Origin of the sequence: Bradyrhizobium sp. Arg816 (genome assembly GCF_029989365.1) — a bacterium.
GTDB lineage: Bacteria > Pseudomonadota > Alphaproteobacteria > Rhizobiales > Xanthobacteraceae > Bradyrhizobium.
In genome coordinates this window covers 136,010-153,419 of the sequence record NZ_JAPRAQ010000015.1, presented here as the reverse complement: position 1 = coordinate 153,419, position 17,410 = coordinate 136,010, and the positions used below count along the sequence as shown (strand labels likewise).

The 17,410-nt window shown below is 65.3% G+C and carries 15 protein-coding genes; 9 read left to right on the top strand and 6 right to left on the bottom strand.

The window, feature by feature from the left end:
• Positions 1-8 precede the first annotated feature (8 nt).
• Both OWC48_RS30620 and OWC48_RS30615 read right to left on the bottom strand, forming a co-directional pair.
• Positions 9-1,121: a M48 family metallopeptidase gene (locus tag OWC48_RS30620; RefSeq protein WP_282523324.1), complete on the bottom strand. Its 1,113-nt coding sequence runs from the start codon at positions 1,119-1,121 to the stop codon at positions 9-11.
• A gap of 3 nt (positions 1,122-1,124) precedes the next feature.
• Positions 1,125-2,279 carry a YjgN family protein gene (locus OWC48_RS30615; RefSeq protein WP_404979835.1) on the bottom strand — a complete coding sequence of 385 codons (1,155 nt, stop codon included), beginning with the start codon at positions 2,277-2,279 and terminating at the stop codon, positions 1,125-1,127.
• Positions 2,280-2,667: 388 nt separating this feature from the next.
• On the opposite strand from OWC48_RS30615, the gene OWC48_RS30610 reads away from it, so the two are divergent.
• Together OWC48_RS30610 and OWC48_RS30605 are read left to right on the top strand one after the other, a co-directional pair.
• A complete protein-coding gene (locus OWC48_RS30610) occupies positions 2,668-3,933 on the top strand; it encodes a cytochrome P450 (protein ID WP_282523323.1) in 1,266 nt (421 codons plus the stop codon).
• Between the two features lie 85 nt (positions 3,934-4,018).
• Positions 4,019-5,293 carry a cytochrome P450 gene (locus OWC48_RS30605; protein ID WP_282523322.1) on the top strand — a complete coding sequence of 425 codons (1,275 nt, stop codon included), beginning with the start codon at positions 4,019-4,021 and terminating at the stop codon, positions 5,291-5,293.
• 291 nt (positions 5,294-5,584) lie between these two features.
• Here the strand turns inward: OWC48_RS30605 and OWC48_RS30600 are convergent, their stop codons facing one another.
• Positions 5,585-6,505 carry a LysR substrate-binding domain-containing protein gene (locus OWC48_RS30600; protein ID WP_063985424.1) on the bottom strand — a complete coding sequence of 307 codons (921 nt, stop codon included), beginning with the start codon at positions 6,503-6,505 and terminating at the stop codon, positions 5,585-5,587.
• 125 nt (positions 6,506-6,630) lie between these two features.
• On the opposite strand from OWC48_RS30600, the gene OWC48_RS30595 reads away from it, so the two are divergent.
• The 4 genes from OWC48_RS30595 to mdlC all read left to right on the top strand — a co-directional run bounded on the left by OWC48_RS30595 (position 6,631) and on the right by mdlC (position 11,559).
• On the top strand, positions 6,631-7,800 hold the full coding sequence (locus OWC48_RS30595; RefSeq protein ID WP_063985425.1) for an acyl-CoA dehydrogenase family protein: 1,170 nt from the start codon (positions 6,631-6,633) through the stop codon (positions 7,798-7,800).
• Positions 7,801-7,809: 9 nt separating this feature from the next.
• Entirely contained in the window at positions 7,810-8,910 is a 1,101-nt protein-coding gene (locus OWC48_RS30590) for a CaiB/BaiF CoA-transferase family protein (protein WP_282523321.1), read from the top strand.
• A 15-nt stretch (positions 8,911-8,925) separates the two neighbouring features.
• On the top strand, positions 8,926-9,771 hold the full coding sequence (locus tag OWC48_RS30585; RefSeq protein WP_282523320.1) for a MaoC family dehydratase N-terminal domain-containing protein: 846 nt from the start codon (positions 8,926-8,928) through the stop codon (positions 9,769-9,771).
• A 165-nt stretch (positions 9,772-9,936) separates the two neighbouring features.
• A complete protein-coding gene (mdlC, locus tag OWC48_RS30580) occupies positions 9,937-11,559 on the top strand; it encodes a benzoylformate decarboxylase (RefSeq protein ID WP_282523319.1) in 1,623 nt (540 codons plus the stop codon).
• 89 nt (positions 11,560-11,648) lie between these two features.
• Here the strand turns inward: mdlC and OWC48_RS30575 are convergent, their stop codons facing one another.
• Complete coding sequence (locus OWC48_RS30575; RefSeq protein WP_282523318.1) at positions 11,649-12,425, bottom strand: SDR family NAD(P)-dependent oxidoreductase; 777 nt, start codon at positions 12,423-12,425, stop codon at positions 11,649-11,651.
• A gap of 76 nt (positions 12,426-12,501) precedes the next feature.
• On the opposite strand from OWC48_RS30575, the gene OWC48_RS30570 reads away from it, so the two are divergent.
• Entirely contained in the window at positions 12,502-12,963 is a 462-nt protein-coding gene (locus OWC48_RS30570) for a MarR family winged helix-turn-helix transcriptional regulator (RefSeq protein ID WP_282523317.1), read from the top strand.
• Between the two features lie 130 nt (positions 12,964-13,093).
• Here OWC48_RS30570 and OWC48_RS30565 read toward each other — a convergent pair whose 3' ends face one another.
• Positions 13,094-13,888, bottom strand: a complete 795-nt coding sequence (locus tag OWC48_RS30565; protein WP_282523316.1) for an SDR family oxidoreductase — start codon at positions 13,886-13,888, stop codon at positions 13,094-13,096.
• Positions 13,889-13,981: 93 nt separating this feature from the next.
• Entirely contained in the window at positions 13,982-14,677 is a 696-nt protein-coding gene (locus OWC48_RS30560) for a hemolysin III family protein (RefSeq protein WP_282523315.1), read from the bottom strand.
• Between the two features lie 179 nt (positions 14,678-14,856).
• Between OWC48_RS30560 and OWC48_RS30555 the strand changes: the two genes are divergently transcribed.
• Positions 14,857-16,326 (top strand): YcjX family protein, encoded by a 1,470-nt coding sequence (locus OWC48_RS30555; RefSeq protein WP_282523314.1) that lies wholly within the window; start codon positions 14,857-14,859, stop codon positions 16,324-16,326.
• Positions 16,323-17,348: a YcjF family protein gene (locus tag OWC48_RS30550; RefSeq protein ID WP_282523313.1), complete on the top strand. Its 1,026-nt coding sequence runs from the start codon at positions 16,323-16,325 to the stop codon at positions 17,346-17,348. Before OWC48_RS30555 ends, OWC48_RS30550 begins: the two co-directional genes overlap by 4 nt.
• Positions 17,349-17,410: the final 62 nt, after the last annotated feature.

Here is a 17,410-nt window from a genome sequence, read left to right as displayed (position 1 = left end):
CGAAAAGGTTAGATCTTCCCGCTGCCGCAAATCAGCTTGAGCGACTGCCATTCCTTGTCCGTCAGCAGCGGCGGGCCGCTGGCGGGACGATCTTCCTTCGTCATGCGCGCGAGGCGGTCTTCGGTGAGCGGGTGGCTCGCCAGGATCGTGGTGAGGCCGGAGCCGCCTTCCTTGCCGGTGATGCGGAACATCAATTCGGCCGCGGGCTTCGGCGAGCGGCCGAGCTTGTGCATGATCTCGATCGCGAACGTATCCGCGGCGGTCTCGGCCTCGCGCGAATAGGAGGCTTCGACCACGCTGCGCGAGGCGAAGATCACGGCGCTCGAGCCGGTGACGTCGCCGAACAACAGGCCGATCAGGAACGAGGTGCCGCCGTTGTAGATCAGCCCGCGCATGTTGTCGTAATGCTTGAGATGGCCGAGCTCATGGGCAAGGATGCCGGCGAGCTCGTCGGGGTTTTCGGCCTTGTCGACCAAGCCCCTCAGCACGTACACCTTGCCGCCGGGCAGCGCGAATGCATTCGGCACCGAGGTCGGCAGCACGCCGGCCGTCATGGAATCGTCGTCGAGGCCGGCGGCATCGCGCAGACGGTTGACCAGTTTTGTGAACGCGGCCTTGCCCGCGGGGTCTTCGCACGCCTTGCGGCCGAAGATGGTTTTCACCTGGACTTCGGAGGCGTCGCCGATGCGCCGTTCGATCGGCTTGGGCACCAGCGGCGCGAGCCGGTCGGCAGCGAGCGGCACACCGAACAGCACGACGCAAACGATGGAGACGGCGGCGGCCACCGACCAGCCGACGATCTTTGCGACACCGCGACGCGAGGTCTGGTGCTCGTCGAGACGCATGCAGCGGGCGGTCACGTCCGCGGCGAGCGCGGCGTCGCGAATTTCAAGCCGCGCCAGCGGCGGCGCGGATGTCGAGGCCAGGCGTAATATCCCGGCCGGACTGTCGGCGCGGCGAATGTCGGCATAGGCCCAGCGAACCGGCGCGCCGCCCTCTTCGACGATATCGAGCGCATCACCGAGCGCCAGCGACACCTCCCGCCTGCGGCTCGACACGCCGTCGAAGAAGATCGTCGGCTTGGCGGACTGCGCCGGAACCTCGGTGGACAACTCACTCACAGATCAGAATCCCGCGACATCGAGCCCATCGGCAAAGCCTTCGCCGAGCGCGCTAGCAAGCTCACCGCTGCCGCGCACATCCGCCGCGGCTCCGATGTTGTGCACCTCGACGGTTTCCAGCACCTTGGCCCAGAGATCGCGTTGCAGATAGACACGCATGACGATGTTGATCGCAAGCGCCACGGCGAAATAGCCGATGACCATCATGACCAGCATCGGGATGCTCTTGCCCGCATTTCCGGGGCCGAAGACCTGATCAGCCGGAACGCCACTCAGCTGGACGACGAGGAAGGCGCCACCGCCCATATAGGCGGCGAAAATGGTCGAAAGCAGCATCCACCAGCCGATCACTTTCCAGTACAGGCCGTAGAACGCGTTATGCGGCAACTCCGAGGACAGGCTGACGCCGCCGATGCGGATGCCGTCGAGCCACCAGCGCCATTCACGCGCCTTGAACTCGGCATAGAAGAACGGGGCGAGCGGGAAGATCACGAGCGCGATCGGGCTCAAGAGCCACAGCCACCAGCCGCGCTTGAAGAAGGTCCAGCCGTCGCCTTCGAAATCGCCGGGGAGATCGCCGTAATGAGTGTGCCGCATCTTGTAGCGTTCGAGCGACGCCTCGCGCCAGGGCAGCGCCAGGCCGAGGGTGAGGAACACCAGCAGCCCCCACGCCATGGCGCGGAACGAATAAGCCCAGCCCGAGCCGTCCATCCAGAACCGGACGCCGCGCCAGACTGTGCGCGTCAGGCGATAGCGCCGCGCGCGAAAAATCGCGAACTGGCCGAAGGCATAGAAGCTGATGAACAGCGGCGTCGAGGCAAAGCCCTGCCAGCGCTCGAACTCGATGCCGATGAGAAAATAAGCGAGGTAGATCGGCACCAGGATCGCGAGCGCGAACAGGAAGCCGATCAGCAGCTCCTTGGCCCGGCCGGTGTATTCGGCCGCATCGCCGTCGACCGCGGTGTTCGTCCACAAATGACGGCGGATGTCGGTGACCAGCCAGAACCGGTAGAAGCCGAAGGTGACGAGCTCAAGCATGGCACCCTTGGTGACCATTTTGCGGAACTCGGAGCGGTTGCCGGTGAAATCGACCCGCGTGGGCGGCAGCGGCGGCGGTAAGGGTTCGGAGCCGATGGGGGCCCATTGCATGTCGTTCACGGCGGCAACCTCGGGGTGCGGACCTGGTACGGTCAAACTATAGATCAGAGATTGGTCGATCCCCAAGATGGCTGGGTTCGATTTACCTCGATTTCTCGGATGATTCCGCAGGCGCGGGGTGCGGGAGATCACGTTGACACATCTGCGTGACGGTTGCTGATCCGTAGCCCGGATGGAGCGGAGCGTAATCCGGGACAGCGCCAATGGCGGCCCGAATCCCGGATTTCGCTCCGCTCCATCCGGGCTACGCATCTAGCCACCTCTCGCAAAGGTTGGCTGTGGCAAAACTCTCCCTTGCTCCGACGCAGACAACCGGCTGTAATTGCAAATCAAATACCGCAGCGCAGAATTCAACGAGAACGCGCGGTTCATGTCAGGGAGAGCGGTCATGCATGGGACCATCGAGAGCGCGGCGAAGCTCGACGAGCTGCGCGCGCGCGCCACGTCACTGCCGCTGGAGCAGTTCGATCCGGGCGATCCCGAATTGTTCAGGACCGATACGTTCTGGCCGTATTTCGATCGTCTGCGCCGCGAAGATCCCGTGCACTATTGCAAGGATTCGATGTTCGGGCCGTACTGGTCGGTGACGCGCTACAACGACATCATGGAGATCGAGACCAACCACTCGGTGTTCTCCTCGGCCTCCGCGCTCGGCGGCATCACTATCCGCGACATCGACCCGGACCTGCGCCGCGAGAGTTTCATCTCGATGGATCCGCCGCGCCACGCGGCGCAGCGCAAGACCGTGGCGCCGATGTTCACACCGACGCATCTGGACAATCTCGCGCTCAGCATCCGCGAGCGCTCCGCCGAGTGCCTCGACAATCTGCCGCGCGGCGAGGTGTTCGACTGGGTCGACAAGGTCTCGATCGAGCTCACCACGCAGATGCTCGCGGTGCTGTTCGACTTTCCCTGGGAGGACCGCCGCAAGCTGACGCGCTGGTCCGATATCGCCACCACCATTCCCGGGCCGGACGGCCTCGTCGCCACCGAAGACGAACGGCAGGCCGAGCTGACGGAATGCGCGGGCTATTTCGCGCGGCTGTGGAAGGAGCGTATCGAGCAGCCGCCGAAGAGCGACCTGCTCTCGATGATGGCGCATGGCGCCGCGACGCGCGACATGGATGCCAAAAACTTCCTCGGCAATCTCATCCTTTTGATCGTCGGCGGCAACGACACCACCCGCAACACGATGTCGGGATCGATCTACGCGCTGAGCCAGCATCCGGAGCAGTATCGCAAGCTGCGCGCGAACCCCGGCCTGCTCGACAGTTTCGTGCCAGAGGTGATCCGCTGGCAGACGCCGCTGGCGCATATGCGGCGCACCGCGCTTACCGACTTCGAGTTCCGCGGCAAGCAGATCAAGCAAGGTGACAAGGTCGTGATGTGGTACGTCTCGGGCAACCGCGACGAGGAAGCGATCGAAAAGCCCTACGATTTCATCATCGACCGCGCCCGCCCACGCACGCACCTCTCCTTCGGCTTCGGCATTCACCGTTGCGTCGGCTTGCGGCTTGCCGAACTTCAGCTCAAGATTATCTGGGAAGAGATCCTCAAGCGCTTCGACCATATCGACGTGGTCGGCGAACCCAAACGGGTCTATTCGAGTTTCGTAAAGGGTCTTGAAACCTTGCCGGTCAAGATTACGGCGTGAGAGAGCTCCCTCGCCCCGCCTTCGCCAAGGCTTCGGCCGACAGGCGCGGGGAGAGGCAAAGCAAGAACCAACTGGAGCCACGACCATGAACATCCAAACTCCGGTCAAAACCGACAACGCCGAACGCATGCGCAGGGCCCGCGAGGAAGCCTATGCGACCCCGCTGGCGCAGTTTCACCCCGGCGCGCCCCGGCTGTTCCAGGACGACACCTTGTGGCCGTGGTTCGAGCGGTTGCGCAAGGAAGAGCCGGTGCATTACTGCACCAATGCGCCGATCGAGCCGTACTGGTCGGTGGTGAAGTACAACGACATCATGCATGTCGACACCAGTCACGGCATCTTCTCCTCGGACTCGACGCTCGGCGGCATCGGGATCCGCGACGTGCCGCAGGGCTACGACTGGCCGAGCTTCATCGCCATGGACCAGCCGCAGCATTCGGCGCAGCGCAAGACGGTGTCGCCGATGTTCACGCCGACGCATCTGGACGAGCTGGCAAAACTGATCCGCCAGCGCTCGCAGACCGTGCTCGACAATCTGCCGCGCAACGAGACCTTCAATTTCGTCGAGCGCGTCTCGATCGAGCTGACGACGCAGATGCTGGCGACCTTGTTCGACTTCCCCTGGGACGAGCGGCGCAAGCTGACGCGCTGGTCGGATGTCGCGACCGCGCTGCCCAAGAGCGGCATCGTCGCCTCGGCCGAAGAGCGCCGCCGCGAGATGGACGAGTGCTACGCCTACATGTCCAAGCTCTGGAACGAGCGTGTCAACTCCGCGCCGCGCAACGATTTGCTGTCGCTGATGGCACATAACGACGCGACGCGCTTCATGGACCCCGACAATCTCATGGGCAACATCATCCTGCTCATCGTCGGCGGCAACGACACGACGCGCAACACTATGAGCGGCTCGGTGCTGGCGCTGAGCGAGAACCCGGACCAGTTCGACAGACTGCGCACCAACCCGGAGCTGATCGATTCCATGGTGCCCGAGGTGATCCGCTGGCAGACACCGCTGGCGCATATGCGGCGCACCGCGCTTGCCGACACCGAAATCGGCGGCAAGCATATCAAGAAAGGCGACCGCGTCGTGATGTGGTACGTCTCGGGCAACCGCGACGAGGAGATGTTCGAGAAGCCGAACGATTTCATCATCGACCGCCCGCGGCCGCGCACCCACCTCTCCTTTGGCTTCGGCATCCACCGCTGCGTCGGCATGCGCCTGGCCGAACTGCAGCTGCGGATCATCTGGGAGGAGATGCTGAAGCGCTTCGACCGGATCGAGGTCGTCGGCGAGCCCAAGCGGATCTATTCGAGCTTCATCAAGGGCTATGAGTCGTTGCCGGTGAGGATTCCGGGGTAGGCGTGCTCTAGGGACTACCTTAACAAGCCTCGCCAATCTCTGCTGTCATGCCCCGCGCAGGCGGGGCATCCAGTACGCCGCGGCTCCTCGATTCTAGCCGCGCCGTCTCTGGAATACTGGATTGCCCGCCTTCGCGGGCAATGACACCGAGTGTGGGACGAAGAGTGTGCTCCTAACGCTCGAGGAGGGCACTGCCCGGCTATAAAATTCCGGCATGACAGCTCGCTCAATATGCGAAGGGCCAGCTGCGGGCTTGTGTCCTAAATCCTCCTGAGAATTCAGCGCCGGCGCTCAACTCAACTTGATGTCCCACAGGCCTTCCTTGCGGCAGGCCGCGACTTCCTCGCGCAATAGCGTCGTGATGGCGAGCGACGCCGTTGAGGCCGGACGGTCGATCGGAGAGGCGAAAATGAGCTCGCGCGTCATCGGCTTGGATACGGGCGCGGTCTCCAGCCGCCCGTCCGCGACCTCGCCGTGGACCGACGAGGGCGGCAGCAGCGCGAACCCGAGGCCTTCCTCGACGAGGCTCGTCAGCACGCGGAACGAATCCGCCTCGAGCTGGACGTTGAGCTTGATCTTGCGCTGGGCGGCCGCATGTTCGATCAGCGCGCGGAGACCGTGGGAATGACTGGGCAGCACCAGCCGCTGGCGCAGCAGCCAGCCGACATCCACGCTCTTCTTGCGCGCGAGGCCGCAGCCGCGCGGGCCAACCGCGACGATGTTGTCGCGGCCGAGGCTCTCCACGTTGAGATGCAGATCGGCGGAGCGACCGTAGAGAATGGCCAGATCCATCTCGCCGCGATGCAGCCATTCGACGAGATGGCCGCTATAGCTCTCGACGATGCGCAACGAAATGCCGGGAAATTTTTCGACGCAGCGCCGCGCGAAGCGCGCCGACAGCACGCAGCTCACGGTCGGAACCAGGCCGAGCACGACCTGGCCGGACGGCGGCCCCTTGGTCGACTGGATATCGTCGCGGATCTGGTCGATCTGCCGCACGATGCCGGAGGTGCGTGCCAGCAGGAGACGGCCGGCTTCCGTCAACACCATGCCGCGGCCATTGCGTGTGAACAGCTCCGTGCGCAGCTCGTGTTCCAGGAGCTTGATCTGCCGGCTCAGCGCCGGCTGCGCCACGCGCAACGTGTCGGAGGCCTTCGAGAGACTGCCGAGCTCCGCCACGCAACTGAAGGTCCTGAGCTGCCGGAAATCCATGCTTGCCAATCCTGGAAGGCTACTTCATACGCTATAGCAAATGAGCATAGGGGGCTGGCGATGTTTTCACAACGCCAGAGGATCGGCCGGCGTTATCTTGATTGCCGCTATCGATGGAAAACGCCATGAGTGAAGAACACCACACCGAAGATCACGCCGACATCCGCGAGGCCGTCGCAAAGCTCTGCGCGCAGTTTCCCGGCGAATACTGGCGCAAGCTCGATCGCGAGATGGCCTATCCCAAGGCCTTCGTCGATGCGCTGACGCAGGCCGGCTATCTCTCGGTGCTGATCCCCGAGGAATATGGCGGCGCGGGCCTGAAGCTTTCCGCTGCGGCCGCGATCCTCGAAGAGATCCAGCGCGCGGGCTGCAACGGCGGCGGCTGCCATGCCCAGATGTACACGATGGGCACCGTGCTGCGGCACGGCAATGACGAGCAGAAGGCGAAGTATCTGCCGAAGATCGCGAGCGGAGAATTGCGGCTGCAGGCGTTCGGCGTCACCGAGCCGACCAGCGGCACCGACACCTCCTCGCTGAAGACGTTTGCGCGCAAGGAAGGCAACGACAGCTACATCGTCAACGGCCAGAAGATCTGGACCAGCCGCGCCGAGCATTCCGACCTGATGGTGCTGCTGGCGCGCACCACGCCGAAGGAGCAGAGCAAGAAGCGCACGGATGGTCTCTCGGTCTTCATCGTCGACATGCGCGAGGCCAAGAACAACGGGCTCGAGATCCGCCCGATCCGCACCATGATGAACCACGCCACCACCGAAGTGTTCTTTACCGACATGAAGGTGCCGGCGGAGAATCTGATTGGCGAGGAAGGCAAGGGTTTCCGCTACATCCTCTCCGGCATGAACGCCGAGCGCATCCTGATCGCCGCCGAATGCGTGGGTGATGCAAAGTGGTTCATCGCGAAGGCCACGAACTACGCCAAGGAGCGCGCGGTGTTCGGCCGGCCGATCGGCCAAAATCAAGGCATCCAGTTCCCGATAGCAAAAGCTTACGCCTCGATGCGCGCGGCCGAGCTGATGGTGAAGGAAGCCACGCGCAAATACGAAGCCGGGCTCGACTGCGGCGCGGAGGCCAACATGGCCAAGATGCTGGCGGCCGATGCGTCCTGGGAAGCGGCAAACGCCTGCATCCAGACCCATGGCGGCTTCGGCTTCGCCGAGGAGTACGACGTCGAGCGCAAATTCCGCGAGACGCGGCTCTACCAGGTGGCGCCGATCTCGACCAACCTCGTGCTGTCCTACGTCGCCGAGCACGTGCTCGGCATGCCCCGCTCGTACTGAGGTCGCGCCATGGGAGCATTGGACGGGATCAGGGTGATTGCGGTCGAGCAGGCGGTCGCGGCGCCGTTCTGCTCGTCGCGACTGGCGGACGCCGGCGCGGAAGTGATCAAGATCGAGCGGCCCGAAGGCGATTTCGCTCGCGGTTATGACGCGGCGGCCAAGGGCCAGAGCAGCTATTTCGTCTGGCTCAACCGCGGCAAGCAATCGGCGGTGGTCGATCTCGCAACGAAAGAAGGCTGCGCCGAGTTGGAGAAGCTGATCGCGAGCGCCGACGTGCTGATCCAGAACCTCAAGCCGGGCTCGATGGACAAGCTCGGCTTCTCGCGCGAACGGCTGCTGAAGGACTATCCGAAGCTGATCTCGTGCACGATCACCGGCTATGGCGACGAGGGCCCCTACGCCCACCGCAAGGCCTATGATCTGCTGATCCAGGCCGAGAGCGGACTTGCTTCCATCACCGGCAACCCCGACGGCGCCTCGCGCGTCGGCATGTCGATCGTCGACGTCGCGACCGGCGCCACCGCGCATGCGGCGATCCTGGAAGCGCTGATCGGGCGCGGGCGCACCGGCAAGGGAGCCGACATCCGCATCTCCATGTTCGACGTGATGGCGGACTGGTGCACCGTGCCGCTGCTCAATTCCGAAGCCGGCAATCCGCCGAAGCGGATGGGTCTGCGCCATCCATCGATCGCGCCCTACGGCGTGTTCACCTCGAAGGATGGCAAGGACATCCTGATCTCGATCCAGAGCGAGCGCGAGTGGAAGACGCTCTGCGTCAAGGTGCTCGACCAGCCCGACCTGCCGGCCGATCCCCGCGTCGCCAACATGGTCGAGCGCGTGCGCAACCGGGACTTCACCGACACGACGGTCGCAGATATCTTCGGCAAGATGACGCGCGACGAACTGTTGAAGCGGTTGTCGGACGCCGACATCGCGTTTGCCGAGGTCAACACCATGGCCGACCTCACCAATCATCCGCATCTGCGCCGCATCGAGGTCGACACGCCGCAGGGACGTGTCAGCTATCCCGCGCCGGCGCCGATCATCGTCGGCGAGACCCGCGCTTACGGCGCTGTGCCCGCGATCGGCGAGCGGCCATCCAAGAAATAACAAGAGCGAGGCGTCATGACCGAGAAGCTCGACATCGATCACTTGCGGCAATGGATCGGCCGCAGCACCGAGGCCACCGACATCGTCACCGCGCAGCTCGTCAAGGGTCTGCGCGCGACGCTGTTCCAGGAGGTCGGCGAGCCCCAAGCGGGCGATGCCGCGCCGTTCACGGTGCACTGGTGCCTGGCACAACCGGTGTTTCCGATGTCGATGCTCGGCCCCGACGGCCATCCGACCCGCGGTGGTTTTCTGCCGCCGGTGCCGCTGCCGCGCCGGATGTGGGCCGGCGGCGAGATCGAATTCCTGCAGCCCTTGCGCGTCGGCGATGAATCGACGCGGACCTCGCGCATCGCCGACGTCCAGGTGAAATCGGGCTCGACCGGCACGCTGTGCTTCGTCTCGGTGGAGCACAGCATCTCCTCGCCGCGGGGCGTTGCCATCCGCGAGCGGCAGGACATCGTCTATCGGGAGATGACGACCACCGCGCCCGCCACGGCAAAGGCCCCGCCGCCGAAAGCGCAGCACCGCGAGACGCACGTGTCCGATCCCGTGCTGCTGTTTCGTTATTCCGCACTGACCTTCAACGGCCACCGCATCCATTACGATCGCGACTACGTCACCAAAGTCGAGGGTTATCCGGGCCTGATCTTCCACGGCCCACTGCAGGCAGCGCTCATCGTCGAGATGGCGGCGAAGCTGCACGACGGCAAGGCGCCGAAGACATTCACCTATCGCGGCTTGCAGCCGCTGTTCGAGGGCACGGAGTTCTCCATCAACGCCAACGCGACCGAGGCGGGCATGGAGCTGTGGACCGCGAATGCGGAGGGACAGCCGACGATGAAGGGCACGGCGGTGTGGTAGCGGCGACACCGTCATTGCGAGCGGCGACGCGACGATCTAGACCCTCACCCTGAGGAGCGCGCTCTTTGCGCGCGTCTCGAAGGGCGAGGCCACCAGCCGGGCCTTCATCCTTCGAGACGCGCATGCCGCGCTCCTCAGGATGAGGAATTAACAGGGACGGAAACCATGGCCAAGAACGGCAAGAGCGGCAGCAAGTCCGTCACCGTGAAGCAGGCGACGCTGGACCTGCTGCGCTCGCTGGGCATCGACAGGATGTTCGGCAATCCTGGCTCGACCGAGCTGCCGTTCCTGAGCGACTGGCCCGACGACATCGACTACGTGCTGGCGTTGCAGGAAGCCTCCGCCGTCGGCATGGCCGATGGTTACGCGCAGGCGACGCGCAATGCCGGCTTCGTCAATCTGCATTCGGCGGCCGGCGTCGGCAACGCGCTCGGCAATATCTACACCGCGCACCGCAACCAGACCCCGCTCGTGATCACCGCGGGCCAGCAGGCACGCTCGATCCTGCCCCTACAGGCGTTCCTCTATGCCGAGCGTGCCTCGGAATTCCCACGGCCTTACGTGAAGTACAGCGTCGAGCCGGCCCGGCCCGAGGACGTTCCGGCGGCGATCGCGCGGGCCTATTACACCGCAATGCAGCCGCCCTGCGGGCCGACCTTCGTGTCGATCCCGATCGACGACTGGGCGCACGCGACCGCACCGGTCGAGGCGCGCAAGGTCAGCCGCGAGATCGGGCCCGAGCCTGACGCGATGAAGGCGCTGGTCGCCGCGCTCGGCTCTGCAAAGCACCCTGCGCTCGTGGTCGGCCCCGGCGTCGACCGCGCCGGCGCGGTGGACCTCATGGTGCGCGTGGCCGAGAAGGCGAAGGCCAGCGTCTGGGTCAGCCCGTTCTCGGCGCGCTGCTCGTTCCCCGAGCGGCATCCGCAGTTCGCGGGCTTCCTGCACGCCTCGCCGGCGCAGCTGTCCGACGCGCTGCGCGAGCACGATGTTGTTGTGATCATCGGCGCGCCGGTGTTCACCTTCCATGTCGAGGGCCATGCCGCGATCTTCGATGGCGGCGCGACGATCTTCCAGATCACCGACGATCCGGACGCGGCGGCGGTGACGCCGGTCGGCACCAGCATCGTCGCGACCATGAAGCCGGCGCTGAGCCTGCTGCTCGACCTCCTGCCGGAGAGCAAACGCGCGACGCCAAAGGGCCGCACGCTGCCGCCGGCACCGCAGGCCGCCGATCCGTTGCCGGTCGAATTTTTGCTGCATTCGCTGTCGCATGCGATGCCGGACGACGCGTCACTCGTCGAGGAGGTGCCCTCGCACCGGCCGGCGATGCAGAAGTTCATGCCGATGCGCGGCCAGGACAGTTTCTACACCATGTCGAGCGGCGGCCTCGGTTACTCGCTACCCGCCGCCGTCGGCATGGCGCTCGGCAAGCCGAAGCAACGCACGGTGTGCCTGATCGGCGATGGCTCGGCGATGTATTCGATCCAGGCGCTGTGGACCGCCGCGCAACGAAAGCTGCCGCTGACCATCGTCGTCATCAACAATTCCGGCTACGGCGCGATGCGCTCGTTCAGCCAGGTGATGCAGGTGAGGAATGTGCCGGGGCTGGAATTGCCGGGGATCGATTTCGTCAGGCTCGCCGAGGGCATGGGGTGCCATGCGGTGCGGGTGAGCAAGGCCGCGGAGCTGGGCGAGGCGCTCAAGCGCGGAATGGCGTTCGAGGGGACGAGCCTCGTCGAGGTCGTCGTGGATTCGGCGGTGCCGGTGCTGTACGGGCAGAAGCATTAGGGGGGCGCGTAGCCCGGATGGAGCGAAACAAAATCCGGGAATCGTGCCACAAGCAAGTCGGCCCCGGATTACGCTGCGCTCCATCCGGGCTACGAAGCCAGGAATCCCCCGTCCGCCGCCAGCACGTGCCCGACGACATAGGATGACGCGTCGGACGACAGCCACACCACGGCCTCCGCCACTTCCTCAGGGCTCCCCATCCGCCGCAGCGGCAGGCCTGCACTGACGGTTGCGACATCGCCGACGCCGGCGCGCAGCATCATGTCGGTGACGACGCGGCCGGGCGCGATGGCGTTGATGCGGATGCCGCGCGGGGCATTCTCCATCGCGGCCGAGCGCGTCAGCGAGATCGCGGCGGCCTTCGAGGCCGAGTAGAGCGAGAAGCCGGGATTGGGATTGCGCACGCCGCTGACGGAGGCATTGACGACGATGCTGCCGCGGCCCTGCGCCAGCATCGCCGGCAATTGATGGCGCAGGCACAGAAACAGCGCCCGGACATTGGTGTCGAACACCGTGTCGTAGATCTCCGTGCCCTGCTCTTCCAGCGGCGCGCGGCGCTCCTGGAATCCGGCATTGTTGAAGGCGACATCGAGCCGGCCGCAGCGCTCGACCGCCGTGCGAACCAGACGTTCGACGTCGTCTTCTCGCGTGATGTCCGTCTTGATCGGGATGGCCTTCGCGCCGAGCTCCCGGCACGTGACAGCGGTGGCTTCGATTTCGGCTTCGCGCCGTCCCGCAACGACAATCGCCTCGGCGCCTTCCGACGCCATCCGCAGCGCCGTGGCGCGGCCGATGCCGCTGCCGCCGCCCGTGACGAGGCAGACCTTGCCTCTCATCCGCATCCCGGCCGGCAAAGTTCCGCTCATGGCTCACTCCAAAACGCTTGCGCGCAACGTTGCGCGCATATAGTTGTATGGTACAACTATATGCGCGGAGTCAAGCATGACCGGGCCTTCGCTGATCGACGACATCCGCGCCGCCTCGCGGTTGATGGTGCGGGAGCTCGGCTTCATGGATGCAACGGTCGCGGCCTCGGACTACCCGCCCTCGGCGGTGCACACGATCCTGGAGATCGGGATCCGCGGCCCGATGAATTCGGGCGAGCTCGGTGATTTCCTGCGGCTGGAGAAATCCAGCGTCAGCCGCCTGGTGCGCAAGCTGATCGATTGCGGCGAGTTGCGCGAGACGCCCGACGAGGCGGATGCGCGCAGCAAGCTGCTGTCGCTGACCGCGAAGGGCCGGCGCACACTGGAGGCATTGCACGCCTTCGGACGCCAGCAGGTGCGCGGCGCGCTGGCCGCGCTGACAGAGGCCGAGCAGCGCACGGTGCGCGAGGGCATGATGCTCTATGCGCGGGCGCTGCGGCAGAGCCGGATGGACGACGAGGCGGAGTCGGCGGCGTAGCCCCGCTCTCGGTGTCATCGCCCGCGAAGGCGGGCGATCCAGTACTCCGAGACGGTTGTGGTTGAACCGACAGGCCGCGGCGTACTGGATGCCCCGCCTTCGCGGGGCATGACAGCGCCAAGTGTGGCGGCTACTTCCCGAACTCCTCGCGCATCTTGGCCTGGATCTTGGCCATGCCGCCGATCCAGCGGTCGTAATTCTCGGTCTTCTTGCGCATGTAGCCGAGCACCTGGGGGTGCGGCAGGATCAGGAATGTCTCCTGCGCGAGGCCGGCGAGCACGTCTTTCGCGACCTGCTCCGGCGTGAGATCGCCGTCGCCGGATTGCGGGCCCTTCGGGATCGAGCGAAGCATGTTGGTGTCGACGCCCTGCGGGCAGAGGATCGAGACCTTGATATTGTCCGCCTTGTGCGAGATGGCGAGATTCTCGGCAAAACCCACCGCGGCGTGCTTGGTCGTGGAGTAAGCGGGGCTTCCGACCTGCGACAGCAGGCCCGCGGCCGAGATCGTATTGAGAAAATATCCGCCGCCGCGCGCCTTCATGCGGGGAATGAGATACCGCGCCGCATAGACATGGGCCATGACATGGATCGCCCAGCTCCGCTGCCACGGCTCGTCGGAGGCGCCGCCGGCATTGACCGACATCGGATCGAAGCCGCCGCCGATGCCGGCATTGGAGCAGAACAGTTCGATCGGCCCGAACTGCCGTTCAGTCTCCTCGATGACGTGGGCGATCTCTTTTTCCTGCGCGACGTCGCATCTGAAGGCCGCGCCTTCCACCGTGGCGGCGACGGCTCTTGCATTGGCGGCGTCCATGTCCGCGACGACGACCTTGGCGGCACCCGCCTTGTGGAAGGTCTCGCACAGCGCCTTGCCGATGCCGTTTGCGCCGCCCGTGACGACCACGACCTTGCCGGTCACCTGCATGCGACGTCTCCTCTTTGTCTTATAGCGCTTCTCTTTTCGGATAGCGCTTCGCTATCTTATACCGCTTTGCTTATTCCGCTTCGCGGATCTTGCTCAGCTCAACACGAGGTCGAGCACCGCGGTATAATGGCACGCCGCGCCGGCCAAGACAAAGCCGTGCCAGATCGCATTCTGGAAGCGCAGCCGCCGCCAGGCATGGAAGATCACGCCAAAGCTGTAGAGCAGGCCGCCCGCAAGGATGAAGCCCAGCACCAGCGCAGGCAGCGCCTTGACCACGGCGTCGTAGACCATCACGCCGCTCCAGCCCATCGCGAGATAGATTCCGACCGCGACGCGGTCGAACCGGCCGGGGTAGAGAAGTTTCAGCACGATACCGAGGATCGCGACGCACCAGACGCCGCCGAGCAGCACCAGCGCGAACACGCTGTCCCTCACCTCGAGGATGAACGGCGTATAGGTCGCCGCGATCAGCAGATAGATCGCGCAATGGTCGAACCGCCGCAGCAGCCATTTGGCCGGCGAGACCGGCCAGAGATTATAGGTCGCCGACAGCACCAGCATCGAGACCAGGCCGGCGACATAGATCGAGACCCCGACGATGTTGGTGGCGTCGGCATAAACCGCCGTCAGCACCACCAGGACCGTGGCGGCGACGATGCCGCAGAACACGCCGATCGCGTGGATCACGCCGTCCGCGATCAATTCGGCACGGTCGTAGTTCCAGCCGACCGCGTCGGCCGCGGCGTGGACGGAGCTGGATGCGAGCTGTTTCAGCTGGAAGACGGTCATGGCAATCCGCAAAGGCTAAGACAATGCCCTCTTGTAGGGTCTTTCGCGATCGGCGCATCGTTCAAACGGCTGATTTGCCGACAAAGGCGGTGGAAGTATGAAGCTTGATTTTCCCTACGCAATTGCCACTTTTGTGAACGGCTTCACTGTTCCGCCCGCCCGAGATCAATCACGTTCATATGGCATTCAGTTTCCAGGATATGGTCGAAGAAGCGCGCCTGTCGGCCAGGGCGCTGATCGACTATGGCGAGCACTTCTTCAACCCGACGGTGCGGCTCGGGGTCACCGGCCTGTCACGGGCCGGTAAGACCGTATTCATCACGGCGCTGATCCACGGCCTCACCCGCGGCGGCCGCTTTCCGGTGTTCGAGGCCTATGCCTCGGGCCGGATCGCGCGGGCGCATCTGGCGCCGCAGCCGGACGACGCCGTGCCGCGCTTTGCCTATGAGAACCATTTGCGCGCGCTGCTCGAGGAGCGGCGCTGGCCGAACTCGACCGTCGACATCAGCGAACTCAGGCTCGTCATCGACTATCAGCGCCAGAACGGCGCCGACCGCACATTGACGCTCGACATCGTCGATTATCCCGGCGAATGGTTGCTCGACCTGCCGCTGCTCCAGAAGACCTATGAGCAATGGTCGACCGAAAGCCTCGCGCTGTCGCGCGAGGCGCCGCGCGCGCATCTTGCGGCGGATTGGCACGCGCATCTCGCAACGCTCAAGGGAGAGGCGCGCGAGGACGAGCAGGCGACGCTGACGGCGGCAAAGCTCTTCACCGGCTATTTGCGCGCCTGCCGCGACGAGCGCTTCGCGATGAGTCTGCTGCCGCCCGGCCGCTTCCTGATGCCCGGCAATCTCGCCGACACGCCGGCGCTGACCTTTGCACCGCTCGACGTGCCCGTTGGCGGCCAGGCGCCCGAGGGATCGCTGTGGGCGATGATGGTCCGCCGCTTCGAGGCCTACAAGGACGTCGTGGTGCGGCCGTTCTTCCATGATCATTTTGCCCGGCTCGATCGCCAAATCGTGCTGGCCGATGCGCTCGCCGCGTTCAACTCCGGCCCCGAAGCGTTGCACGATCTCGAAGCCGCGCTTGCCGGAATTCTCGACTGCTTCCGCATCGGCCGCAGCACCTTCCTCTCCAGCCTGTTCCGGCCGCGTATCGACCGCATCCTGTTCGCGGCGACCAAGGCCGACCATCTGCATCATTCCAGTCACGACCGGCTCGAGGCGGTGCTGCGCCGCGCCGTCACCCGCGCGGTGGTGCGCGCGGAAGATACCGGCGCGGAGATCGACGTGGTGGCGCTCGCCGCCGTTCGCGCCACGCGCGAGGCGCAGGTCGCGCATGGCCGCGACAAATTGCCGTCGATCCTGGGAACGCCGGCGGCCGGCGAAAGCGCAGGCGGCGAGTTCTTCGACGGCAACACGGAGGTTGCGACCTTTCCGGGTGACCTGCCGCTGGACCCCGAGCCGCTGTTCAACGGCACCGACGCATTCCGCGGCCTCGCGACCGAGGCCGCCGAGAAAAGCGATTTTCGCTTCCTGCGCTTCCGTCCGCCAAAACTCGAACGCGAGGGCAATGACGAGCCGGCGCTGCCACACATCCGCCTCGACCGTGCCCTGCAGTTCCTGATCGGAGACAAGCTGTCATGAACGATCGATCCAAGCCGCGGCGGCCGGCGACGTTCCGGCTCGACGATCCCGGCGTCGTCGTCACCGAAGCCGACGAAGCGGCGCGGCTTGGCCGCACCACGATCCAGATCACGCCCGAGCACGATCCGCAGGCATTGCCGGTGCCGATCGAGGCCGCGCTCCCGGCGCGTCGCGGCTTTCCCTGGGGCACGCTGTTCTGGTCCGGACTCGGCGGGCTGACGCTGCTCGGCACCGGGCTCGGCGTGGTCCGTCTGATCGAGGATTTGTTTGCGCGCAGCGAAAGCCTCGGCTTCGTCGGCCTTGCCTTCGCCTTCGTCACCGCGCTCGCGCTCGCGGTGGTGATCGGGCGCGAGGCATTCGGGCTGGCGCGCCTCGCCACCATCGAGAAGCTGCATGCGCGCGCTGCCGCGGTCCTTGCCAGTGACGACCGCAAGGAGAGCCGCGTCATCGTGCAGGACCTGCTCAAGATCGCGCACCAGAACCCGCAGCTTGCGCGCGCCCGCGCCACGCTGGAGAGCCACGCCGGCGAGATCATCGACGGCGCCGACATGATCCGGCTTGCCGAGCGCGAATTGATGTCGCCACTGGACGCGGAAGCGCGGCGGCTGGTGTCGTCGGCCGCGCAAAAGGTCTCGATCGTGACCGCCGTTTCGCCGCGCGCGGCGATCGACGTGTTGTTCGTGTTCGTGGCCGCGTTGCGCCTGATCCGTCAGCTCGCTTTTCTCTATGGCGGCCGCCCCGGCGCGCTCGGCATGATCCGCCTGCTCCGCCACGTGATCGCCCATCTCGCCATCACCGGCGGCATGGCCGCGAGCGACAGCCTGGTGCAGCAGATGCTCGGCCATGGGATCGCGGCAAAGCTGTCGCAGCGGCTCGGCGAAGGCGTGCTGAACGGATTGCTGACCGCACGGCTGGGCCTGGCCGCGATCGACGTGACGCGCCCGCTGCCGTTCGCGGCGCTGCCGCCGCCAAAGCTCTCTGATCTCGCAACGGATCTGTTGCGGAAAAAGGACGACGAGTAGCGGCGCTATTCGCGCCATTCGCCGCACCGAGCCGGCATGGCGGCCCAGTTCGGCGGCTATCT

Bases quoted from the DNA above. Each gene is read 5' to 3' on its own strand.
- OWC48_RS30610 (WP_282523323.1), top strand. From the start codon at position 2,668: ATGCATGGGACCATCGAGAGCGCGGCGAAGCTCGACGAGCTGCGCGCG.
- OWC48_RS30605 (WP_282523322.1), top strand. From the start codon at position 4,019: ATGAACATCCAAACTCCGGTCAAAACCGACAACGCCGAACGCATGCGC.
- OWC48_RS30600 (WP_063985424.1), bottom strand. From the start codon at position 6,505: ATGGATTTCCGGCAGCTCAGGACCTTCAGTTGCGTGGCGGAGCTCGGC.
- OWC48_RS30595 (WP_063985425.1), top strand. From the start codon at position 6,631: ATGAGTGAAGAACACCACACCGAAGATCACGCCGACATCCGCGAGGCC.
- OWC48_RS30590 (WP_282523321.1), top strand. From the start codon at position 7,810: ATGGGAGCATTGGACGGGATCAGGGTGATTGCGGTCGAGCAGGCGGTC.
- OWC48_RS30585 (WP_282523320.1), top strand. From the start codon at position 8,926: ATGACCGAGAAGCTCGACATCGATCACTTGCGGCAATGGATCGGCCGC.
- mdlC (WP_282523319.1), top strand. From the start codon at position 9,937: ATGGCCAAGAACGGCAAGAGCGGCAGCAAGTCCGTCACCGTGAAGCAG.
- OWC48_RS30575 (WP_282523318.1), bottom strand. From the start codon at position 12,425: ATGAGCGGAACTTTGCCGGCCGGGATGCGGATGAGAGGCAAGGTCTGC.
- OWC48_RS30570 (WP_282523317.1), top strand. From the start codon at position 12,502: ATGACCGGGCCTTCGCTGATCGACGACATCCGCGCCGCCTCGCGGTTG.
- OWC48_RS30565 (WP_282523316.1), bottom strand. From the start codon at position 13,888: ATGCAGGTGACCGGCAAGGTCGTGGTCGTCACGGGCGGCGCAAACGGC.
- OWC48_RS30560 (WP_282523315.1), bottom strand. From the start codon at position 14,677: ATGACCGTCTTCCAGCTGAAACAGCTCGCATCCAGCTCCGTCCACGCC.
- OWC48_RS30555 (WP_282523314.1), top strand. From the start codon at position 14,857: ATGGCATTCAGTTTCCAGGATATGGTCGAAGAAGCGCGCCTGTCGGCC.
- OWC48_RS30550 (WP_282523313.1), top strand. From the start codon at position 16,323: ATGAACGATCGATCCAAGCCGCGGCGGCCGGCGACGTTCCGGCTCGAC.